Source organism: Sunxiuqinia sp. A32 (assembly GCF_052690465.1).
This window is the reverse complement of record NZ_JBQYLI010000016.1, coordinates 74,214-91,174: the sequence shown is the minus strand read 5'-3', so window position 1 is coordinate 91,174 and position 16,961 is coordinate 74,214. Positions and strand designations below refer to the sequence as shown.

12 protein-coding genes are annotated in these 16,961 nt (G+C 37.1%); 8 read left to right on the top strand and 4 right to left on the bottom strand.

Going from position 1 to position 16,961, the window contains the following annotated elements; genetic code table 11:
- Positions 1-47 precede the first annotated feature (47 nt).
- Positions 48-599: a DJ-1 family glyoxalase III gene (locus tag ACUNWD_RS15815; RefSeq protein WP_445588809.1), complete on the top strand. Its 552-nt coding sequence runs from the start codon at positions 48-50 to the stop codon at positions 597-599.
- A 7-nt stretch (positions 600-606) separates the two neighbouring features.
- Here the strand turns inward: ACUNWD_RS15815 and ACUNWD_RS15810 are convergent, their stop codons facing one another.
- From ACUNWD_RS15810 to purL, 3 genes are all read right to left on the bottom strand, one after another.
- Positions 607-2,646, bottom strand: coding sequence for a tetratricopeptide repeat-containing sensor histidine kinase (locus ACUNWD_RS15810; RefSeq protein WP_445588808.1), 2,040 nt, complete (start codon positions 2,644-2,646; stop codon positions 607-609).
- 87 nt (positions 2,647-2,733) lie between these two features.
- Positions 2,734-4,350 carry a PAS domain-containing sensor histidine kinase gene (locus tag ACUNWD_RS15805; protein WP_445588807.1) on the bottom strand — a complete coding sequence of 539 codons (1,617 nt, stop codon included), beginning with the start codon at positions 4,348-4,350 and terminating at the stop codon, positions 2,734-2,736.
- Positions 4,351-4,445: 95 nt separating this feature from the next.
- Positions 4,446-8,132: a phosphoribosylformylglycinamidine synthase gene (gene purL / locus ACUNWD_RS15800; protein WP_445588806.1), complete on the bottom strand. Its 3,687-nt coding sequence runs from the start codon at positions 8,130-8,132 to the stop codon at positions 4,446-4,448.
- A 222-nt stretch (positions 8,133-8,354) separates the two neighbouring features.
- Here purL and ACUNWD_RS15795 point away from each other — a divergent pair, with 222 nt between their 5' ends.
- On the top strand, positions 8,355-8,852 hold the full coding sequence (locus ACUNWD_RS15795; RefSeq protein WP_445588805.1) for a YkgJ family cysteine cluster protein: 498 nt from the start codon (positions 8,355-8,357) through the stop codon (positions 8,850-8,852).
- 3 nt (positions 8,853-8,855) lie between these two features.
- On the opposite strand, the gene ACUNWD_RS15790 is transcribed toward ACUNWD_RS15795, so the two are convergent.
- A complete protein-coding gene (locus ACUNWD_RS15790; RefSeq protein ID WP_445588804.1) occupies positions 8,856-10,004 on the bottom strand; it encodes a hypothetical protein in 1,149 nt (382 codons plus the stop codon).
- A gap of 176 nt (positions 10,005-10,180) precedes the next feature.
- Between ACUNWD_RS15790 and ACUNWD_RS15785 the strand changes: the two genes are divergently transcribed.
- The 6 genes from ACUNWD_RS15785 to ACUNWD_RS15760 all read left to right on the top strand — a co-directional run bounded on the left by ACUNWD_RS15785 (position 10,181) and on the right by ACUNWD_RS15760 (position 16,829).
- The gene (locus ACUNWD_RS15785) at positions 10,181-12,934 is read left to right on the top strand and encodes a glycoside hydrolase family 2 TIM barrel-domain containing protein (protein WP_445588803.1); all 2,754 of its coding nucleotides are present in this window, start codon (positions 10,181-10,183) and stop codon (positions 12,932-12,934) included.
- Between the two features lie 128 nt (positions 12,935-13,062).
- The gene (locus tag ACUNWD_RS15780) at positions 13,063-13,485 is read left to right on the top strand and encodes a DsrE family protein (RefSeq protein WP_445588802.1); all 423 of its coding nucleotides are present in this window, start codon (positions 13,063-13,065) and stop codon (positions 13,483-13,485) included.
- 128 nt (positions 13,486-13,613) lie between these two features.
- Positions 13,614-14,372 carry a triose-phosphate isomerase gene (gene tpiA / locus ACUNWD_RS15775; RefSeq protein ID WP_445588801.1) on the top strand — a complete coding sequence of 253 codons (759 nt, stop codon included), beginning with the start codon at positions 13,614-13,616 and terminating at the stop codon, positions 14,370-14,372.
- A 144-nt stretch (positions 14,373-14,516) separates the two neighbouring features.
- The gene (locus tag ACUNWD_RS15770) at positions 14,517-14,981 is read left to right on the top strand and encodes a hypothetical protein (protein ID WP_445588800.1); all 465 of its coding nucleotides are present in this window, start codon (positions 14,517-14,519) and stop codon (positions 14,979-14,981) included.
- A 273-nt stretch (positions 14,982-15,254) separates the two neighbouring features.
- Positions 15,255-16,334 carry a serine hydrolase domain-containing protein gene (locus ACUNWD_RS15765; RefSeq protein ID WP_445588799.1) on the top strand — a complete coding sequence of 360 codons (1,080 nt, stop codon included), beginning with the start codon at positions 15,255-15,257 and terminating at the stop codon, positions 16,332-16,334.
- Between the two features lie 75 nt (positions 16,335-16,409).
- Positions 16,410-16,829 carry a hypothetical protein gene (locus tag ACUNWD_RS15760; protein ID WP_445588798.1) on the top strand — a complete coding sequence of 140 codons (420 nt, stop codon included), beginning with the start codon at positions 16,410-16,412 and terminating at the stop codon, positions 16,827-16,829.
- The last annotated feature ends 132 nt before the right edge of the window (positions 16,830-16,961 follow it).

The window sequence follows — 16,961 nt, the reverse complement described above, 5'->3', positions numbered from 1 at the left end:
TTGCCTCGTAAAGAAATATTAATTTTGAAGAAAAAGATAAAAACCAGATGAAAAAAGTAGCAATACAATTAGCAGCAGGCTTTGAGGAAATAGAGGCAATTACAATTATTGATGTACTAAGGAGAGCTAAATTCGATGTGACAACAATTAGCATGACAGAGGATCTCAAGGTAGTCGGGTCGCATCAAATACCGGTAATTGCAGATAATATTTTCACAGAGGTTGATTATTCTGACATGGACATGCTAGTCTTACCAGGAGGAATGCCTGGTGCAAAGAACCTTGACGAACATGAAGGTTTAAAAGCTCAAATTATTGACTTCAACAAGGAAAAAAAACTTCTGGGTGCAATTTGTGCTGCGCCATTGGTGTTTGGCCATTTAAATCTTCTTGAAGGAAAAGATGCAGTTTGCTATCCGGGTTTTGAAAAAGAACTTACGGGTGCAAAGCTTAGTTTTCAGCCTACCATGGTATCTGAAAATATTATTACAGGCCGTGGAGTCGGAGCTGCACTAAAATTTGCTTTACAAATTGTAGAGATACTGGCAGATAAGGAAAAAGCTGATCAACTAGGGAAGGCAATGTTAGTTGAGAACTAAACTGATATTAAGAAGTTGGCAAATTGGACGATGGTATTGTAAACCAAAATTTACTTCCCTCCCCTAACTTACTTTCTACCCAAATGCTACCTCCATTCTTTTCAACAAATTCCTTACAAAGAATTAATCCCAAACCAGATCCATCTTCATTATTAGTACCCTTGCTCTTTATCTTGGAATCGATTTTAAATAGTTTCTTTAGATCATTGGGTTTAATTCCAATACCATTATCTTCAACACATATTAATAATTTTTCATTTTGAGATAATGCCACTGTTTTAACCCAACCATCTTCTCGGGTAAATTTTATGGCATTACTAATCAGGTTACGAAGAATCGTTTCAATCATCATCGGATCCGCAAATGCAATTAATCCCTGATCAATTTTCGAGACTAACTTAATATTCTTAGAATCAGCAGTTGGTTTTATCAGGCCACTGGTACTTTCATACAAATCAGCTAACACAAATTGCCTTGGCTCAAAATTTAACCGACCAGTCTGCGATCTCGACCAGTCTAATAAGTTTTGTAATAGTCTGAAAATACTATGGGTTGATCGATAAATGTCCGCTGCATATTTTTCCCGCTCATCGTCCTTGAAACGCTTATATTCCTTATGCATCAAATAAGAATACCCCATTACTGTATGAAACGGATTCTTCAAATCATGTGCTATAATTGAGAAAAATTTATTCTTGGAAGCATTTATCTTTTCAAGTTCCTTTCGTTGCTTTTCAATGTGTGAATTCTTTATACTTAACAGCTGATTTGTTTTGCGTTTGTCCAAATATCCGATTGATACAATAAAAGTAATTACCAACAGCAGAATAATCATGATTATTCCAAAGCCCCGAACTTGCTTATCTCGCGAGATTTGTAACTCATGAACCTGCTGCAACGCATTTAAGCGATCAATTTCTGCTTCCTTCTTTTCAATTTCATACTTCTTGCCAAGTTCAGCAACTTGATCCATTCTTTCTTCCTGCAAAAGACTGTCATTATACAAATTATATAATTTATAGGCGTTATAGGCATCTGTAATTCGTCCCATTTTTTCGTAGGTTAGCGCAATATCACTGTAAACCAACTGAGACAAATAATACCCAAACTTATGCGCATTCACCAAATAAAGACATTCCTGGAAAACGGAAAGTGCAGAATTATAATCTCCCAACTCCCTATAAACACTCCCTAACCCTTCCATTACAAAAGCTACGTTTCGTGTATCTTTCAAATCACGAAAAACATGAAGTGCCTCTTCATAATAGCTTAACGCTTGATTTAAGCTATCACCTGAATTCACATAAATATTAGCAATATTATTCAATGCTATCGCCTGTCTCTGCTGATTCCCGAGCTCTTTAAATAATTGAAGAGCCTTATTATAATACACTTTTGAAGAATCGTATTTTTCAAGGTTATAATAAGTAACTCCCAAACCGTTATAATTTACAGATAAACTCCCCTTATCTTCAATCGACATGTTTATCAAGGAGGCCATTCGGTAATTCTCAGCAGCCAAACTATAATCCTTTATCCTGGAATACACCATTGCAATATTGGAATATACATGTGCCTCTTCGTCCTTATTTCCAATCTTGTTAAAAGTCTTGAGTGCTTTATATAAATTCTCAATCGCAATATTGTACTCGCCCGTATAATAATAAACCAATCCTATGGAGTTATAACACTCGGCAATATTCGATGAATCATTATCAGCGACATAATAATTCATTGCTCTTTGATAAGATTCCAATGCGCCAGAATAATTATCAAAATAATAATACGTTTCACCAATCTGATAATAGGAAGACGCAATAATATCTTTATTGAAAAGCTCTGTAGATTCAGCTATTGCAGCAGATGAATATTGAACACATAAAAAGCTATCTGTCTTGGAGTAAAATTTGGCAAGCTCTAAAAGAATTTCAGCATGCTCTTGCCCAGTAGCTTCCAACAGTTTACTCTTTAGACTATCGGCTGAGTTTTGTGCATGTATAATATTTCCCAGAAAGAAAATACACGTTAAAAGAAATAGTTTTTTCATACCACCAGCTTGCACTTACAAAGATGTTGATTTTTTGTTAAAGAAACGAACAACAGCTTTGTTTTTAAACAAGGGAAAAAGATCCCCTCAGTCAAGTGGAATGAACACATAAAATATTGTACCTCTCCCTTCTTCTGATTCAAACCATAGTTTTCCATTCAAAATCTCTGTCATGCTAAAAGCTATTGCTAATCCCAAGCCAGCACCACCATATTCCCTTTTGAAACTCTCAGACAACTGTCTAAATGGTTGAAAAATAACTTTCTCGTATTTTGGATTGATACCAATACCGGAATCTTTTACATAGATAAACAATCGATGCTCATCAACCAACTCATAACCAAGCTCAACCTCTCCCTCGTGAGTAAATTTGATCGCATTTGACAACAAACTAGTAAGTATATGCTCCAACACTCCGTTGTCGGTATAAATCATTAATTCATTTTCAGGGTCAGGAGAAAAACTTAAAGTTACTTTATCTGAGTATCGATATTGTTTATTGAGGTTTTCAAGCACTTCCTCGCAAAGTTCATGCAAATCAAACATCGCTTTATTGATTGTGAATACCCCACTTTCAATTTTAGACATATCAATAATATTATTGATAATCTGCAAGAAATTCTCCGAACTCTCTTCAACAATCTCCATGTACTCTTTTCGGATCTCCATAGGCAGATCTTCTTCAAAAACCAAGAATTTTGTGAATCCAAGAATACTATTTAGCGGAGTTCTTATTTCATGCGATAGATTTGCCAAGAAAGCAGTTTTTAAACGTTCACTCTCCTCGGCATGCAACATGGCTTGTTTCAATTTATTTTCATACTCAACACTCTCTGTAACATCCTGATGAACACCAACCATGCGAATAGGTTCCTCTTGTGAATTTCTCTCAATTATGGTGCCGACTGATTTTAGCCAGTAATATTGATTTGCATCTTTATGTAAGAGTCTGAAAGTACATTCAAAACGAGGTGTTTCATTCATGAAATGAGCATTCATCTTTTGCTCATAGGTGTCAATATCATCCTCATGAATTAGATTCTTAAAAAAATCCAGATCATTATTAAATTCCTCCGAAGTATAACCAAAGTAGCTTACCCATTTACGATCAACAAGCAACTTCCCTGTACTAATTTGCCAATCCCAAATTCCTAAATTTGCACCATCCATGGCTAACTGCAGCCGTTCTTCACTTAATCGCAGATTTTTCTCAATTACTTTTCGTTTAGTAACATCCCGTCCAGCACCAACCAACCCGATAAAACTGCCATCTTCGCCAATAAACGGGGCTTTTGTCAACTCAATCTCCACAAATTTCCCCCGAATAAAACCGCTTATGACAACCTGAATAGGTTTATGAAACTGATAAACAAAATCGTCACTATGATCCGATAAATCACCTAATGTATACCATTCTTTATCGTCTGGCTTTTCATTTTTAATACGGTTATAAAAGTAAGCAGAGGTTTTCCCTATTGGCTCTTCAATGTCATTGGTCAGTAAAATAGATCTACAAAGCTCCTTATTAGCAAATGTATAACACCGATTAAGATCTTTCGACCAAATAAGATCTGGCACATTATCACACATTAACCTCATCATTTTATACAAGTACTTATACTTTTTTTGTGAGGTAGAATGAATTGTCTCCCAACCTTTGGGATTGGTATTCATTGGTTGATCTTTGCCAAATTCGTTACTCATAATAATCCCAACTATGCTAAGCAAGTTAGAGTAATTTTTGTTAAATACAAAGATTCAGAAAATAAAAAACCCCCGAATCATCGAGGGCTTTCATATTACTTATTCTTTTTAATCCATTCTCGTGCATTAACAAATGCCTCCATCCATGGGGCAATTTCTTCATTCTTTCGATCAGCCGGATAATAAGGCCAATGCCAAGGTTTAAAAGCTCTTTCAAGGTGAGGCATCATTGCAAGATGACGACCGTCTTTTGATGAAATAGCTGCTGTATTGAAATCTGAACCATTTGGATTGCCAGGGTAGAAATCGTATGAATACTTCACTGGAATGGTATAATTTTCCTCATCATATGGCATACTAAATTTTCCTTCACCATGAGCCACCCAAACACCTAATTTCATTCCTTCCATCGACTCAAGCAAGACAGAATTGTTTTTGGCAATCTCAACATTTACAAAGGCAGATTCAAATTTATGAGATTCGTTATGTAGCATTTTCGGCATTTTATCGTGTTCCGGATAAACCAATCCAAGCTCAACCATCAATTGGCAACCATTACAAATACCTAAACTAAGTGTATCTTTTCTTTTGTAGAAATTATCGAGTGCTGTTTTAGCCTTTTCGTTGTATTTAAATGCTCCAGCCCAACCTTTGGCAGATCCCAAAACATCGGAATTAGAGAACCCTCCTACAAAGACAATCATATTCACATCTTCCAATGTTTCACGTCCTGCAATCAGATCCGTCATATGAACATCCTTAACATCCATTCCAGCTAAGTAAAGCATGTAAGCCATCTCGCGATCGCCATTTACACCTTTTTCACGAATGATAGCTGCTTTAATTCCACTTGGCTCCCTACGATTTAGATCAATACCATAATCAGCCGCTTTTCCAGTGAAATTTTTAAAATCATATACTTGTTCGTTCTTTTTATAATTTTTGAAACGCTCCAAGGCAAGTTCTTCACCACTTTGCTTACGATCCATTAAATATGAAGATTTAAACCACAATTCACGTAATGAATCAACATCAAGATCCAGTGTTTGATCAAAGTTCTTCACTGCAAATTTTCGATCGGCGGAAGGTTGACCAATTTTCACATACTTCACGCCTGCTTCAGTAAGCTTTGCCTCCAGTTTTTCTGCATCTGCAGCTTGAATAACAATTGATGGATTTTCATTGAATAAAACTTTTACAACGTCTTTTTCATTCAAACCGGTCAAATCCAACTCAAGGCCAGTCTCATTGTCACTGAAGCACATTTCAAGCAAACTTGTAATCAAACCTCCGGAAGCGACATCATGCCCAGCCACAATCAACTCTTCTTCAATTAAATCCTGAACAGCGTTAAACGTTTTCAAGAAATAAGCAGGATCAGAAACTGTTGGTGCATCTTGCCCCAATTTATTAATGATTTGTCCAAAAGCACTACCACCTAAAACAAGCGGCGTTGAAGAAAAATCAATATAATAAAGAGGTTTTGATGGATCATTAACAGCTACTGGCTCAACTACCTTTTTCACATCAGTAACTTCACCAGAAGCAGAAATAATTACCGTCCCCGGAGAATAAACCACATCATCTTTATATTTCTGAGTCATCGACATGGAATCCTTACCGGTTGGTATATTGATTCCCAACGCACAGGCAAAATCACTAGCTGCTTTTACTGCTTTATAAATACGGGCATTTTCTCCAGGATTTTTAGCGGGCCACATCCAGTTTGCACTCAACGAAATGCTTTTCATCTTATCAGGCATTGGCGCCCAAATAATGTTGGTCAAGGATTCAGCAATAGCAAGGATTGATCCACTCTCAGGATTGACCATTCCTGCTACAGGAGCATGTCCTATAGAAGTTGCAAAACCACTTTTCCCTTGATAATCCAGAGTAATAACACCCACATTATTTAATGGAAGATGCAACTTACCTGCTCCCTGCTGTTTCGCAATGCGTCCGGTTACTGATCGGTCGACTTTATTTGTCAGCCAGTCTTTACATGCAACAGATTCCAGCTGGAGAACATCTTCCAGGTAATCTTCAATTTTATCTTGTTGATAAGCCAACTCTTCGAAATTGGCTACTTCTGTAGTATCAGTCAATACAGTTTTTGGCGGATTTCCAAACATATAAGCCAACTGCCAGTCGATTGATTTCTCACCTGTCTTCGAATTTTCAAAGGTAAACTGCATATCACCAGTTGTTTCACCGATCACATACATTGGCGAACGTTCACGATCAGCAATTTTCTTCAAAAGTTCGATATGCTTTTCTCTCATCACCAATCCCATTCGCTCCTGAGATTCATTACCAATGATCTCTTTTTGCGATAGTGTAGGATCACCAACAGGCAACTTACTTGTATCTATTTTTCCACCGGTTTCTTCTACTAATTCTGAAAGACAATTTAAATGACCACCAGCACCATGATCGTGAATTGAAACGATTGGATTGTCATCCGATTCCGCCAAGGCACGAATCGCATTATACGCTCGTTTTTGCATTTCAGGATTGGCACGCTGCACCGCATTTAACTCAATAGCATTTTCAAACTCCCCGGTTGCAACGGACGATACAGCACCTCCACCCATTCCAATGCGATAATTATCTCCACCTAGCAGAACTACTTTATCGCCAACTTCAGGTTTATCTTTCAAGCTATCCTTTTTAGCTCCAAAGCCAATACCTCCAGCCAACATGATCACTTTATCGAAACCATATTTTTTATAGTTCTCAAAATGCTCAAACGTCAAAACTGATCCGGTAATTAATGGCTGACCAAATTTGTTTCCAAAATCGCTGGCACCATTGGATGCTTTAATCAAAATTTCCTCTGGGGTTTGATACAACCACGGACGTTCTTCAGTTGCTTGTTCCCAGCTTCTTGCATCTTCGGTTCGTGGATATGAAGTCATATAAACTGCAGTACCTGCAATCGGCAAACTTCCTTTTCCACCAGCAATACGATCACGAATTTCTCCTCCCGTTCCGGTTGCAGCACCATTAAATGGCTCTACTGTAGTTGGGAAGTTATGTGTTTCAGCTTTCAGCGAAAGAACTGTTTCTATATCTTTTACCTCAAAATAATCCGGTTTATCCTGTGTTTTAGGAGCAAACTGCTCAACAACCGGCCCTTGTACAAACGAACAGTTATCTTTATATGCTGAAATAATTTTATTTGGATTTTCTTTCGAAGTCTTCTTAATCAATTGGAATAGTGACATCTCTTGCTCTACCCCATCAATAACAAATGCACCATTAAATATTTTATGACGACAATGCTCCGAATTCACTTGAGAAAAGCCAAACACTTCACCATCGGTTAACTTTCGCCCCATCTTATCAGAAACGGAATTCAAATACGTGATTTCATCATCACTCAAAGCCAATCCTTCCTGTTCATTATAAGAAGCAATATCCTCTATCTCAATAATTGGCTCAGGTTTTTTATTGATAGTGAAAATTTCCTGATTCAGATTTTGATACAATCTGCTTAACATTGGATCAAAGCCTGCCGACTCATCCGGAACTTCAACAAACTCTTCCATTCTTGAAATCCCTTCAATTCCCATATTTTGGGTGATTTCAACCGCATTGGTACTCCAAGGGGTGATCATTTCTTTTCGAGGTCCAACAAACCAACCTGTTAATACATCGTGGTTAATTGCTTCTGCGTCCCCAAATAACCAGCATAGTTTTTCCAAATCATTCGATGAAAAAGATATCGCTGTTTCAACAGCAATGATGGTTTCCCCGGGGGTCTTGAAAAATAAAATCATGTTGAATCGGTTTATGAGTAAATGATATGTTGTAAAACACGCCACAAAGATAAAAATTACTTTACAAGAATCATTCTAAAGACCTATAAAACCATTTTCGTGGAAACGAGATATTAACATTGGGAAGTAATTGTATTCCAATCAAATGTCACAAAAGCCTTCGTCATTCGTTCATAAAATCACAAGTTTGTATATTTGCAATTCTGATTTGAGAAGAAAGATATGAGTGAAATGCGCAAAAGATACAGTGAGCTGAGATCCGCTATAGATGAACTTTCCAACAAGCTTTTTAAAATGCATCATTCGCACGTTGAATGCAAAAAAGGATGCGACCTGTGTTGTATGGACTATCAAATTTTCCCGGTTGAGTTTGATTCAATTAAGGAGGCAATAAAAAATGAAGAAATACAAACAGGAACCAAAGAAAATGGATCTTGTATCTTTCTAAAAGATCACGAGTGTCAGATTTATGAACATCGTCCAATCATTTGCCGAACACATGGCTTGCCTCTACTTTTTATGAATGATGAACAATGGGAACTATCAGCTTGTGAGCTTAATTTTACAAACTTTGACGACGAGGAATTTACCGCTGAAAACACCTTCCCTCAGGATAAATTTAACAGCCTGCTTTTTGTTCTGAATAAAAACTATCTGAATGAAATAAAATCAGATCACGGGGAATTTGACTTGATTCCTATCCACAAATTAATAGATTGAAAATCATTTTTTGTCAATCATTACAAGCTCCATTGAATAACCGGTGCGCTCCCATCCACTCACTTTAAAAAGCGCAACAAAATCCTTTCCGATTAATTGATAGCGATCGTAAAAAGCAGATAACGAATCTTTCTTCGTAAAATATTCAACGGTCTGAATCACTCCAATATCATTGCCCGACATAAACATGGCAATTTCATTCCCAACAGAACCATGAATTTTTGTAACAACTGTATAGTCAACCGTTTGATCTTCGAGTATTGATTGAAACCGCTGTATTTGGCCTGTCAATGAATCCTTTCTAATTATATGATTATCACCGAATTCATAATTTGAGAAATATTCCGCAAACACATTTCTTAAAAACCTTAAAGTTTTAAATTGTCCTACATAAACAATATTTTCTGAAGTAATTTTTGATTTTTCCCATTCAGAATTAAGCGCCAAGTCAAACGAGATTCCATGATCAACAAAAAACATACTTAGTGCTTTCGTGCTGTAAGGCCCCATTTTGGTTATATAAGGATAACTATTTGGAATCATCGCAGAGGCTTGCTCTGGATGTTCATGGATATACTGTGAAAAATCTTGTTCAGAGTTGATGGAAAAGTCTCTAAAGACGCCAGTCCCACCGGTCGGAACATTGGAACCAATTGTAAAATGGTCGCCAATTATTAAGGTAGTTGGAAAATCATTACTGGAAAAACCATCCCAAAAATCAAATTTGCTTTCATTTTCAATAAGCACAGAAGCAATAATTCCTCCACCGACAATTAGTAGCAACAGGATAAAAAATACAATCCCAATAGAAAACTTCGATTTTCCGACAGTTCTATTTTTAAAAGAAACCCGATAATCCCCCTTTTCAATTTCAAAAATAACTTCATCTAAACGTCCTTCCTCTTCATAATAAGCAGAAAGCTTTTTCCTTAGATTATGAATATATACCCGAACCTTATTGTCATTTTTTACAGGATCATACTTTTTTCCAAAAATTTCGGTTCCAATTGTTGCCTCTTTCAGCTTCCGCCCCTCTATCGTTGCATAAAACAATAGCTTAAGTAGTACCTTGTTTGCATTAGATCGAGAGAACTGATCACTTTCAAGAATTTTTGATAATTGACTATTGAGTTTTTCAGTATCAGGTGCCATAATATTAATTGAAGCTCAAATATAATTAAAAAGTGCTTCCATTACATTGATCCACTGATTGATTCCACTTTCAACACATAGAACTTTTAACGGTTAAAAAAACGTGATTTCCTCTTGAAATCAATTCGATTGAGTTCACCTTACTGTATCTTAGTCTTCAAATCAATTCTGAAAAAATGAAACTGATCTCACTAAACATCTTACTCCTTTTGAGTATTTCTTTGCTTGCTCAAAAAACGGAAACAATTTACTTATCTGGCACTGATGCTGAAAATACTGTTGAATGGGAATTTTACTGTTCTGATGGAAGAAAATCGGGAGAGTGGACTACCATCGACGTCCCCTCATGCTGGGAGCAGGGAGGTTTTGGGGCCTACAACTACGGTCATGATCCATTCGAGAAGCGTATAAATGAAACTGGAACCTATCGATACAACTTTGAAGTTCCGCAAGACTGGGTAAATAAAGAAATCACCATTGTTTTTGATGGAGTGATGACCGATGCAGAAGTCAAAATAAATGGGAAAATTGCAGGACCTGTTCACCAAGGTGCGTTTTATCAATTTCGATACAACATAAGCAAACTTGTCAATTTTGGCAAAAAGAATGAATTGGAAGTTTTCGTAAAAAAACACTCCGATAATCTTTCGGTGAGCCAGGCTGAACGAAAAGCAGATTACTGGATTTTTGGTGGCATTTTTCGTCCTGTATATCTGGAGATCAAACCAACAACAAATATTCAACGGGTCGCCATCGATGCAAAAGCCGATGGCAGCTTTATATCCGATGCTTATATAAAGAACTCGAGTGATGCAACCGTTGTAAAAGTTGAAATTCAATCATTAAATGGAAAAACTGAAGCGAGGTTTACGCAACCAATAGCTGCTGATATAACCAGAATTCATGGAGAATTTAAAAATCCAAAACTTTGGAATCCAGAATTTCCGAATTTGTACTATGCAGTTTTCTCAATTCTTGACAAGGAGGGTAAAACCATTCATCAACATCGTGAGCGATTTGGTTTCAGGACCATTGAAGTGCGTGAAAGTGATGGGATTTACGTAAATGATGTTCGCATCAAAATGAAGGGTGTGAACCGACATACTTTCCACCCCAAGTATGCACGAACGTCATCAAAGGAATTAAGCATTACAGCCGTCAATCTAATGAAAGACATGAACATGAATGCCGTTCGCATGTCGCATTATCCACCAGACAAGCACTTTTTGGATGTATGTGACTCGTTGGGAATGTTTGTGTTGGATGAATTGACCGCGTGGCAAAGGCCTTCGTATGATGATGTGGTAGGACGAAAACTACTGGAAGAAATGATTGCCCACGATGTGAACCACCCTAGTATCATCATTTGGGATAATGGGAATGAAGGAGGTGAAAACAACAACCTGAATGATGACTTTGCAGAACTGGATATTCAAAAACGAATTGTCATTCACCCCTGGCAAACGTATGAAAAAACCAATACACTCCACTACATTGATTACAATTACCTTTCGCATGATGGATTTAGTCAACGGAAAATTTATTTTCCAACTGAATTCATTCATGGGTTGTACGATGGTGGTCATGGCGCCGGACTGGATGACTATTGGTTGAAAATGTGGAACGATCCACTTTGTGCCGGTGGTTTTCTCTGGGTTTTTGCTGATGAGGCGATTGAGCGTACCGATCTCAACAACAAGCTTGACTCGGATGGAAACCACGCCCCAGATGGTATAGTTGGTCCCTACAATGAAAAAGAAGGTAGCTTCTTTACAATTAAGGAAATCTGGTCGCCAATTTATTTTGAGAAGCGTTACATTACGCCCGAATTCAATGGTACTTTTAACATCGAAAACCGGTATTTGTATACCAATTTAAATCGATGCTCCATTAAAGCCGAGTGGATCAATTATTCTACACCAGCAGAAAATATCAGAGAAAAAACGGGCATAATTGAAATCATACATCTTAATCTTCATCCAGGACAAAAAGGGCAATTGAAAGTTACTCTTCCTGAAAACTGGCAAAAATTCGATGCTTTAAAAATAACAGCCACCGATAAGTATGGAAGGCTTTTAAACATGTGGAGCTGGGCAGTAAAAGATCCTTCGGTCCAAACCAAAGAATTGCTGGTTAATAAATCAAATGTAAAACCGACTTTGAAGGACACTGAAAACGAATTAAAAATTAAAGCCGGTAAAATTAAAATATCGCTGAACAAAAGTGACGGCACAATTGCCTCGATTCAAAAAAACAACCAACTGATTCCGCTTTCAAACGGTCCGGTGTTCGTTAGTAGAGAGAAAACTGTTAAAGAGTTAAACCATTCATTCAAAAACGACGAATTGATTGTGCAGGTGATTTATGACAATAGTGATCAACTAACCTGGACAATTGATGGAAATGGCCAGGTTGAATTGGATGTTGCTTATCAGCCCCAAAATAATTGTCAGTTTGCAGGTATCACCTTTAATTTCCCTGAAGAAAATGTGGCAGGTATGAAATGGATGGGTAACGGCCCCTACAGGGTTTATAAAAACCGACTTAAAGGAGTAAATTTTGGATTATGGGAAAAAGCATACAACAACACCATCACTGGAGAGTCTGGCTTCATTTACCCTGAATTTAAAGGGTATCATTCAAACATTTACTGGGCCGAAATACAAGGCAAAGATACTCCCGGCTTTAAAGTGTATGTACAGTCTAAGGACATCTTTTTGCGCATGCTTACACCTGAGGATCCGCAATCGCCTTCCAATACTAAAATTGAATACCCATCGGGTGATATTTCATTTTTACATGGGATAAATGCAATCGGTTCAAAATTCAAACGAGCATCCAATTTTGGTCCTCAATCTCAACCATATTTTTTCGACTCCGGAAAAATTCATGGAGGGAAATTACATATGAAATTGACTTTTGAGTTTTAACTTACAAAAGTAGGAATTACATAAGGGGTGTTTATCATTTACGATTGGGAAGCACCCTTTTTATTTTTCAGGAATTTTGTTTTCAACTGGATTGGATTTAACTTGTTACAATCAATAAACACAAAATCATGAAACAGGTAATATTTATTCTTCTGGCTGTGATCTTTCTTAACGTCTCCAGCCAGGCATCAAAAAATTCAACAATGAACGATAATAGCAACAAACTCGCTGTTCTTTGGACCAGTGGTGATCCCGATGTGGCAGAGAAAGTCTGCTTTATGTACACCAATAATGCAAAAAAACAAGGATGGTTTGACGAAGTCGTTCTAATTGTATGGGGCCCCTCGTCCAAACTACTAACGGAAAACAAAATGCTGCAAGAATACATTAAAACCATGCAGCAAAACGGAGTAAAAATTGAAGCTTGCTATTACTGTGCAGAGATGTATGGAGTGGTGGATAATCTGAAAGCCATGGATATTGATGTAAAAGGGATGGGAGTTCCTTTAACAAACTATCTCAAAGACGGTTGGCACACCCTCACATTTTAAAATGGGTTTAACCAAAAGTTAAATCCTTGGAAAGATATTTTTAGAAGTTAGGTGGTTTTACCGCCTTTTTCTATTTTTGGTGCGAAATTTTTTGAATCAATAATCACTATTCCTCAAAATAAAAAAAGATGAGAAAAAAAGTTGTTGCCGGTAACTGGAAATGTAACACCACTGTTCAGGAAGGTGTTGAACTAGCTAAAGCTGTTAACGAATTAGTTGCTAAAGAAGGCGCTGAAGACGTTGTTGTAGTTCTTGGAACTCCATTCACACATATTACAAGTGTTGTTAACGCAGTTGATACAAAACGTATTGGTGTATCCTCTCAAAACTGTGCTGCTGAAGCTAAAGGTGCATTTACCGGTGAAGTTTCTGCAACTATGGTAAAATCAACAGGTGCTGAATACGTAATCTTAGGTCACTCTGAAAGACGTGAGTACTATGGTGAAACCAGCGAAATCTTAAACAAAAAAGTAGCTTTGACTTTAGAAAACGGATTAACTCCTATCTACTGTTGTGGTGAAGCGTTGGAAATTCGCGAAGCTGGAACTCAAAACGATTTTGTAAAAACACAATTGGAAGAGACTGTTTTCAACCTTTCTGCTGAAGATTTCTCAAAAATTATCATTGCATACGAACCAATTTGGGCAATTGGAACTGGTGTAACTGCCAGCTCTGAACAAGCTCAGGAAATGTTGGCTTTCATCCGTGGATTGATTGCTGATAAATTCGGTGCTGAAGTAGCTGAAGAAACTTCTATTCTTTATGGTGGTAGCTGTAGTCCAAAAAATGCTAACGAATTGTTTGCTAACCCAGACATCGACGGTGGTTTAATTGGTGGAGCTTCATTGAAAGCTGAAGACTTCCTTGCAATCATCAACGCATACTAGTCAAGTAATAAGACTTTATATAGTAAAAGGCCATCTGTCGTTTGACAGATGGCTTTTTTTTGCCTGTCCCTGATACATGATGCTCTATAATATATCCATTAATCTTTTTATGTATTAAAAATGTTATAAATTAAAAAGGTCTTTATGAAGCTTAACAGGGAGGGATATATGAACGAGCTATTTGAGGATTTCAAGAAGATTGATGAGTTTCGAAACCATTTTAAAAATGACTTTTTCGAGACATTCAGCTATGTTATCCCAATACTGTATCATATTGAAATAACTGAATCAATTAAAGAGTTATTAAATATGATGGCAGATGAAGCCATTAGCTTTACCGAAGCTGTCATTGATAAAGACCGCAACTATCCGGAATACCGTAAGGACGAAGAGCTAAAACTAATGTCATCTTTAATTGCAAAACAAAAACTTGTTCCGGAGCTGGCTGAAGAAATGAAACAAGTAAAATATGAGCTTAATTCATTGATATTAAAATATTACCCCGACATTTATGAGCTTTCTGCTTTTGGCTATCGCCTACTCGATCGTAATGTCCAATTTTATACTCAACAGTTCGTTTCCGGTATCAACTACGAACTGAAGAAATAAGGGTGAATAATCCGAATTTTCCTCCCAAATAGAATATGAATATCCATTGTTGAAACAAGTTAGTTCTCTATTCTTTCTTTCCATTATAAATGTCTACTTCTTTATAATTCATATCTGATTCGAAACTGCAGCGAAAAAATCAGCCCTTATTTGTTCAAATCACAATCAACATAAGAGTTGCATATTCTTATTTTTCATAACTTGCTGAACATTGAAATTGAATAATAGCAAAAATATTTCTCAACATTTAGAATCTAAGTAACACTCCATACCATGTCAAATTTTCTTGCAACAGTTTTAGCCATTACAATTGGATTCAATATAAATTGTGAAGCACAAGAGCCAAGCATCCCCGCAGAGGTTAGAGAAAACATTAATTCCCGGGTTGACAATGGCATGAACACCGGAATAGTTGTTGGAATAATTACCAGCAATGGCGTGAACTTTTATAGTTACGGCGTCAAATCATTAAAGAGCAAAGTTACTGTGGACGAAAATACTATTTTTGAAATCGGCTCCATCTCAAAAACATTCACCGGAATTTTATTAGCAGATATGGCTGTAAAGGGTGAATTGAAATTAGATGATCCAATACAAACTCTCTTACCTGCCGGAATATCTGCACCAACAAGAAATGGTGAATCCATCAAGTTATTCAACTTAGCCAATCACACTTCGTCCCTGCCAAGGCTTCCCACCAATATGAATCCGGCAAATCCGGCAAATCCATACGCCGATTACTCAGAAAAGCAACTGTACGATTTTCTCAATAACTATGAACTTCCAAGGGATATCGGTTCCGAATACGAATACTCCAATTATGCAGTTGGGTTACTGGGACATCTGCTAGCCGCGAAACACCAACTGACCTACGAAGAATTGATGGTAAAAACGATTTGCACCCCACTTGGATTAACAAATACACGAATCTCTCTAACTCCATCGATGAAAAAGAATCTGGCTATGGGACATAGTGGTGGAATTGAAGTCGAGAACTGGGATATCCCAAGTTTGGCTGGTGCCGGGGCAATTCGTTCTACAGCTGCTGATATGCTCAAATATTTGGCTGCAAATATGGGAATAGAGAAAAGCAGTTTATTCCCCGCTATGCAATTGGCACATAAAAATTCAAGAGTAGAAGGCAATTTTCCAATTGTAGGCTTGGGATGGCATACAATGGTGTTTGATGACTCTGCTATTATTTGGCACAACGGAGGTACCGGGGGATATCGAACCTTTGCTGGCTTTGTCAAAGATGGTGACAAGGGGGTTGTGGTCCTATCGAATTCAAATACCAGCGTTGATGATATTGGAATCCACATCCTACATGAAGCGTCGCCTTTATCTCAGTAAAATCAATCAATCAATCAATCAATCAATCAATCAATCAATCAATCAATCAAATATAGCCTCACTAAAAATTAGCTGATGAAAAAAAAGAAAAAACGTTCCCCAATCGGTAAAATAATAATTGGTACCGCAGCCCTGATATTTATTCTTTACGGCTGTTTTCTCAGTGCTTTATGGGTTGCCGGAAATACCACTCAGGCACAAGTTCTTAACTTTCGCAGGGAAATGGGTGAACGAAACGAGACAATTCGTAACTCGTATACGTATTCGTACGATTATGAATTTACAGTTGAAGGAAAGAAGTATTCCGGAAACTCAAAAAAAGTGCAGGGTCCTGTTTTCCTGAAAAATCAAGGAAATAGTTTCATCACTGTCCACTACATGGAGTTTTGCCCATCCCTGAATTGTCCGGTTGACGATTTTAAACCTTGGTATAAAATCCTGATCTATTTCGGAGTTGGAGCAGTGCTTGGGTATTTTATGCTCAAGATGAAATAGAAATTCCAATCAATGCAACCTTCACTCCCCACAACCCAGTAATCTCATAATCATTTAGTTTACGACAATTTACTGATTAGATTATAACGAATACATTAAAACAAAAAATTAGACAAAACGTATAGTCACATT

What these genes read in the sequence shown, in the direction of transcription:
- tpiA (WP_445588801.1), top strand. Translation starts at nt 13,614, where the DNA reads ATGAGAAAAAAAGTTGTTGCCGGTAACTGGAAATGTAACACCACTGTT.
- ACUNWD_RS15805 (WP_445588807.1), bottom strand. Translation starts at nt 4,350, where the DNA reads ATGAGTAACGAATTTGGCAAAGATCAACCAATGAATACCAATCCCAAA.
- purL (WP_445588806.1), bottom strand. Translation starts at nt 8,132, where the DNA reads ATGATTTTATTTTTCAAGACCCCCGGGGAAACCATCATTGCTGTTGAA.
- ACUNWD_RS15780 (WP_445588802.1), top strand. Translation starts at nt 13,063, where the DNA reads ATGAAACAGGTAATATTTATTCTTCTGGCTGTGATCTTTCTTAACGTC.
- ACUNWD_RS15810 (WP_445588808.1), bottom strand. Translation starts at nt 2,646, where the DNA reads ATGAAAAAACTATTTCTTTTAACGTGTATTTTCTTTCTGGGAAATATT.
- ACUNWD_RS15760 (WP_445588798.1), top strand. Translation starts at nt 16,410, where the DNA reads ATGAAAAAAAAGAAAAAACGTTCCCCAATCGGTAAAATAATAATTGGT.
- ACUNWD_RS15815 (WP_445588809.1), top strand. Translation starts at nt 48, where the DNA reads ATGAAAAAAGTAGCAATACAATTAGCAGCAGGCTTTGAGGAAATAGAG.
- ACUNWD_RS15770 (WP_445588800.1), top strand. Translation starts at nt 14,517, where the DNA reads ATGAAGCTTAACAGGGAGGGATATATGAACGAGCTATTTGAGGATTTC.
- ACUNWD_RS15790 (WP_445588804.1), bottom strand. Translation starts at nt 10,004, where the DNA reads ATGGCACCTGATACTGAAAAACTCAATAGTCAATTATCAAAAATTCTT.
- ACUNWD_RS15785 (WP_445588803.1), top strand. Translation starts at nt 10,181, where the DNA reads ATGAAACTGATCTCACTAAACATCTTACTCCTTTTGAGTATTTCTTTG.
- ACUNWD_RS15765 (WP_445588799.1), top strand. Translation starts at nt 15,255, where the DNA reads ATGTCAAATTTTCTTGCAACAGTTTTAGCCATTACAATTGGATTCAAT.
- ACUNWD_RS15795 (WP_445588805.1), top strand. Translation starts at nt 8,355, where the DNA reads ATGAGTGAAATGCGCAAAAGATACAGTGAGCTGAGATCCGCTATAGAT.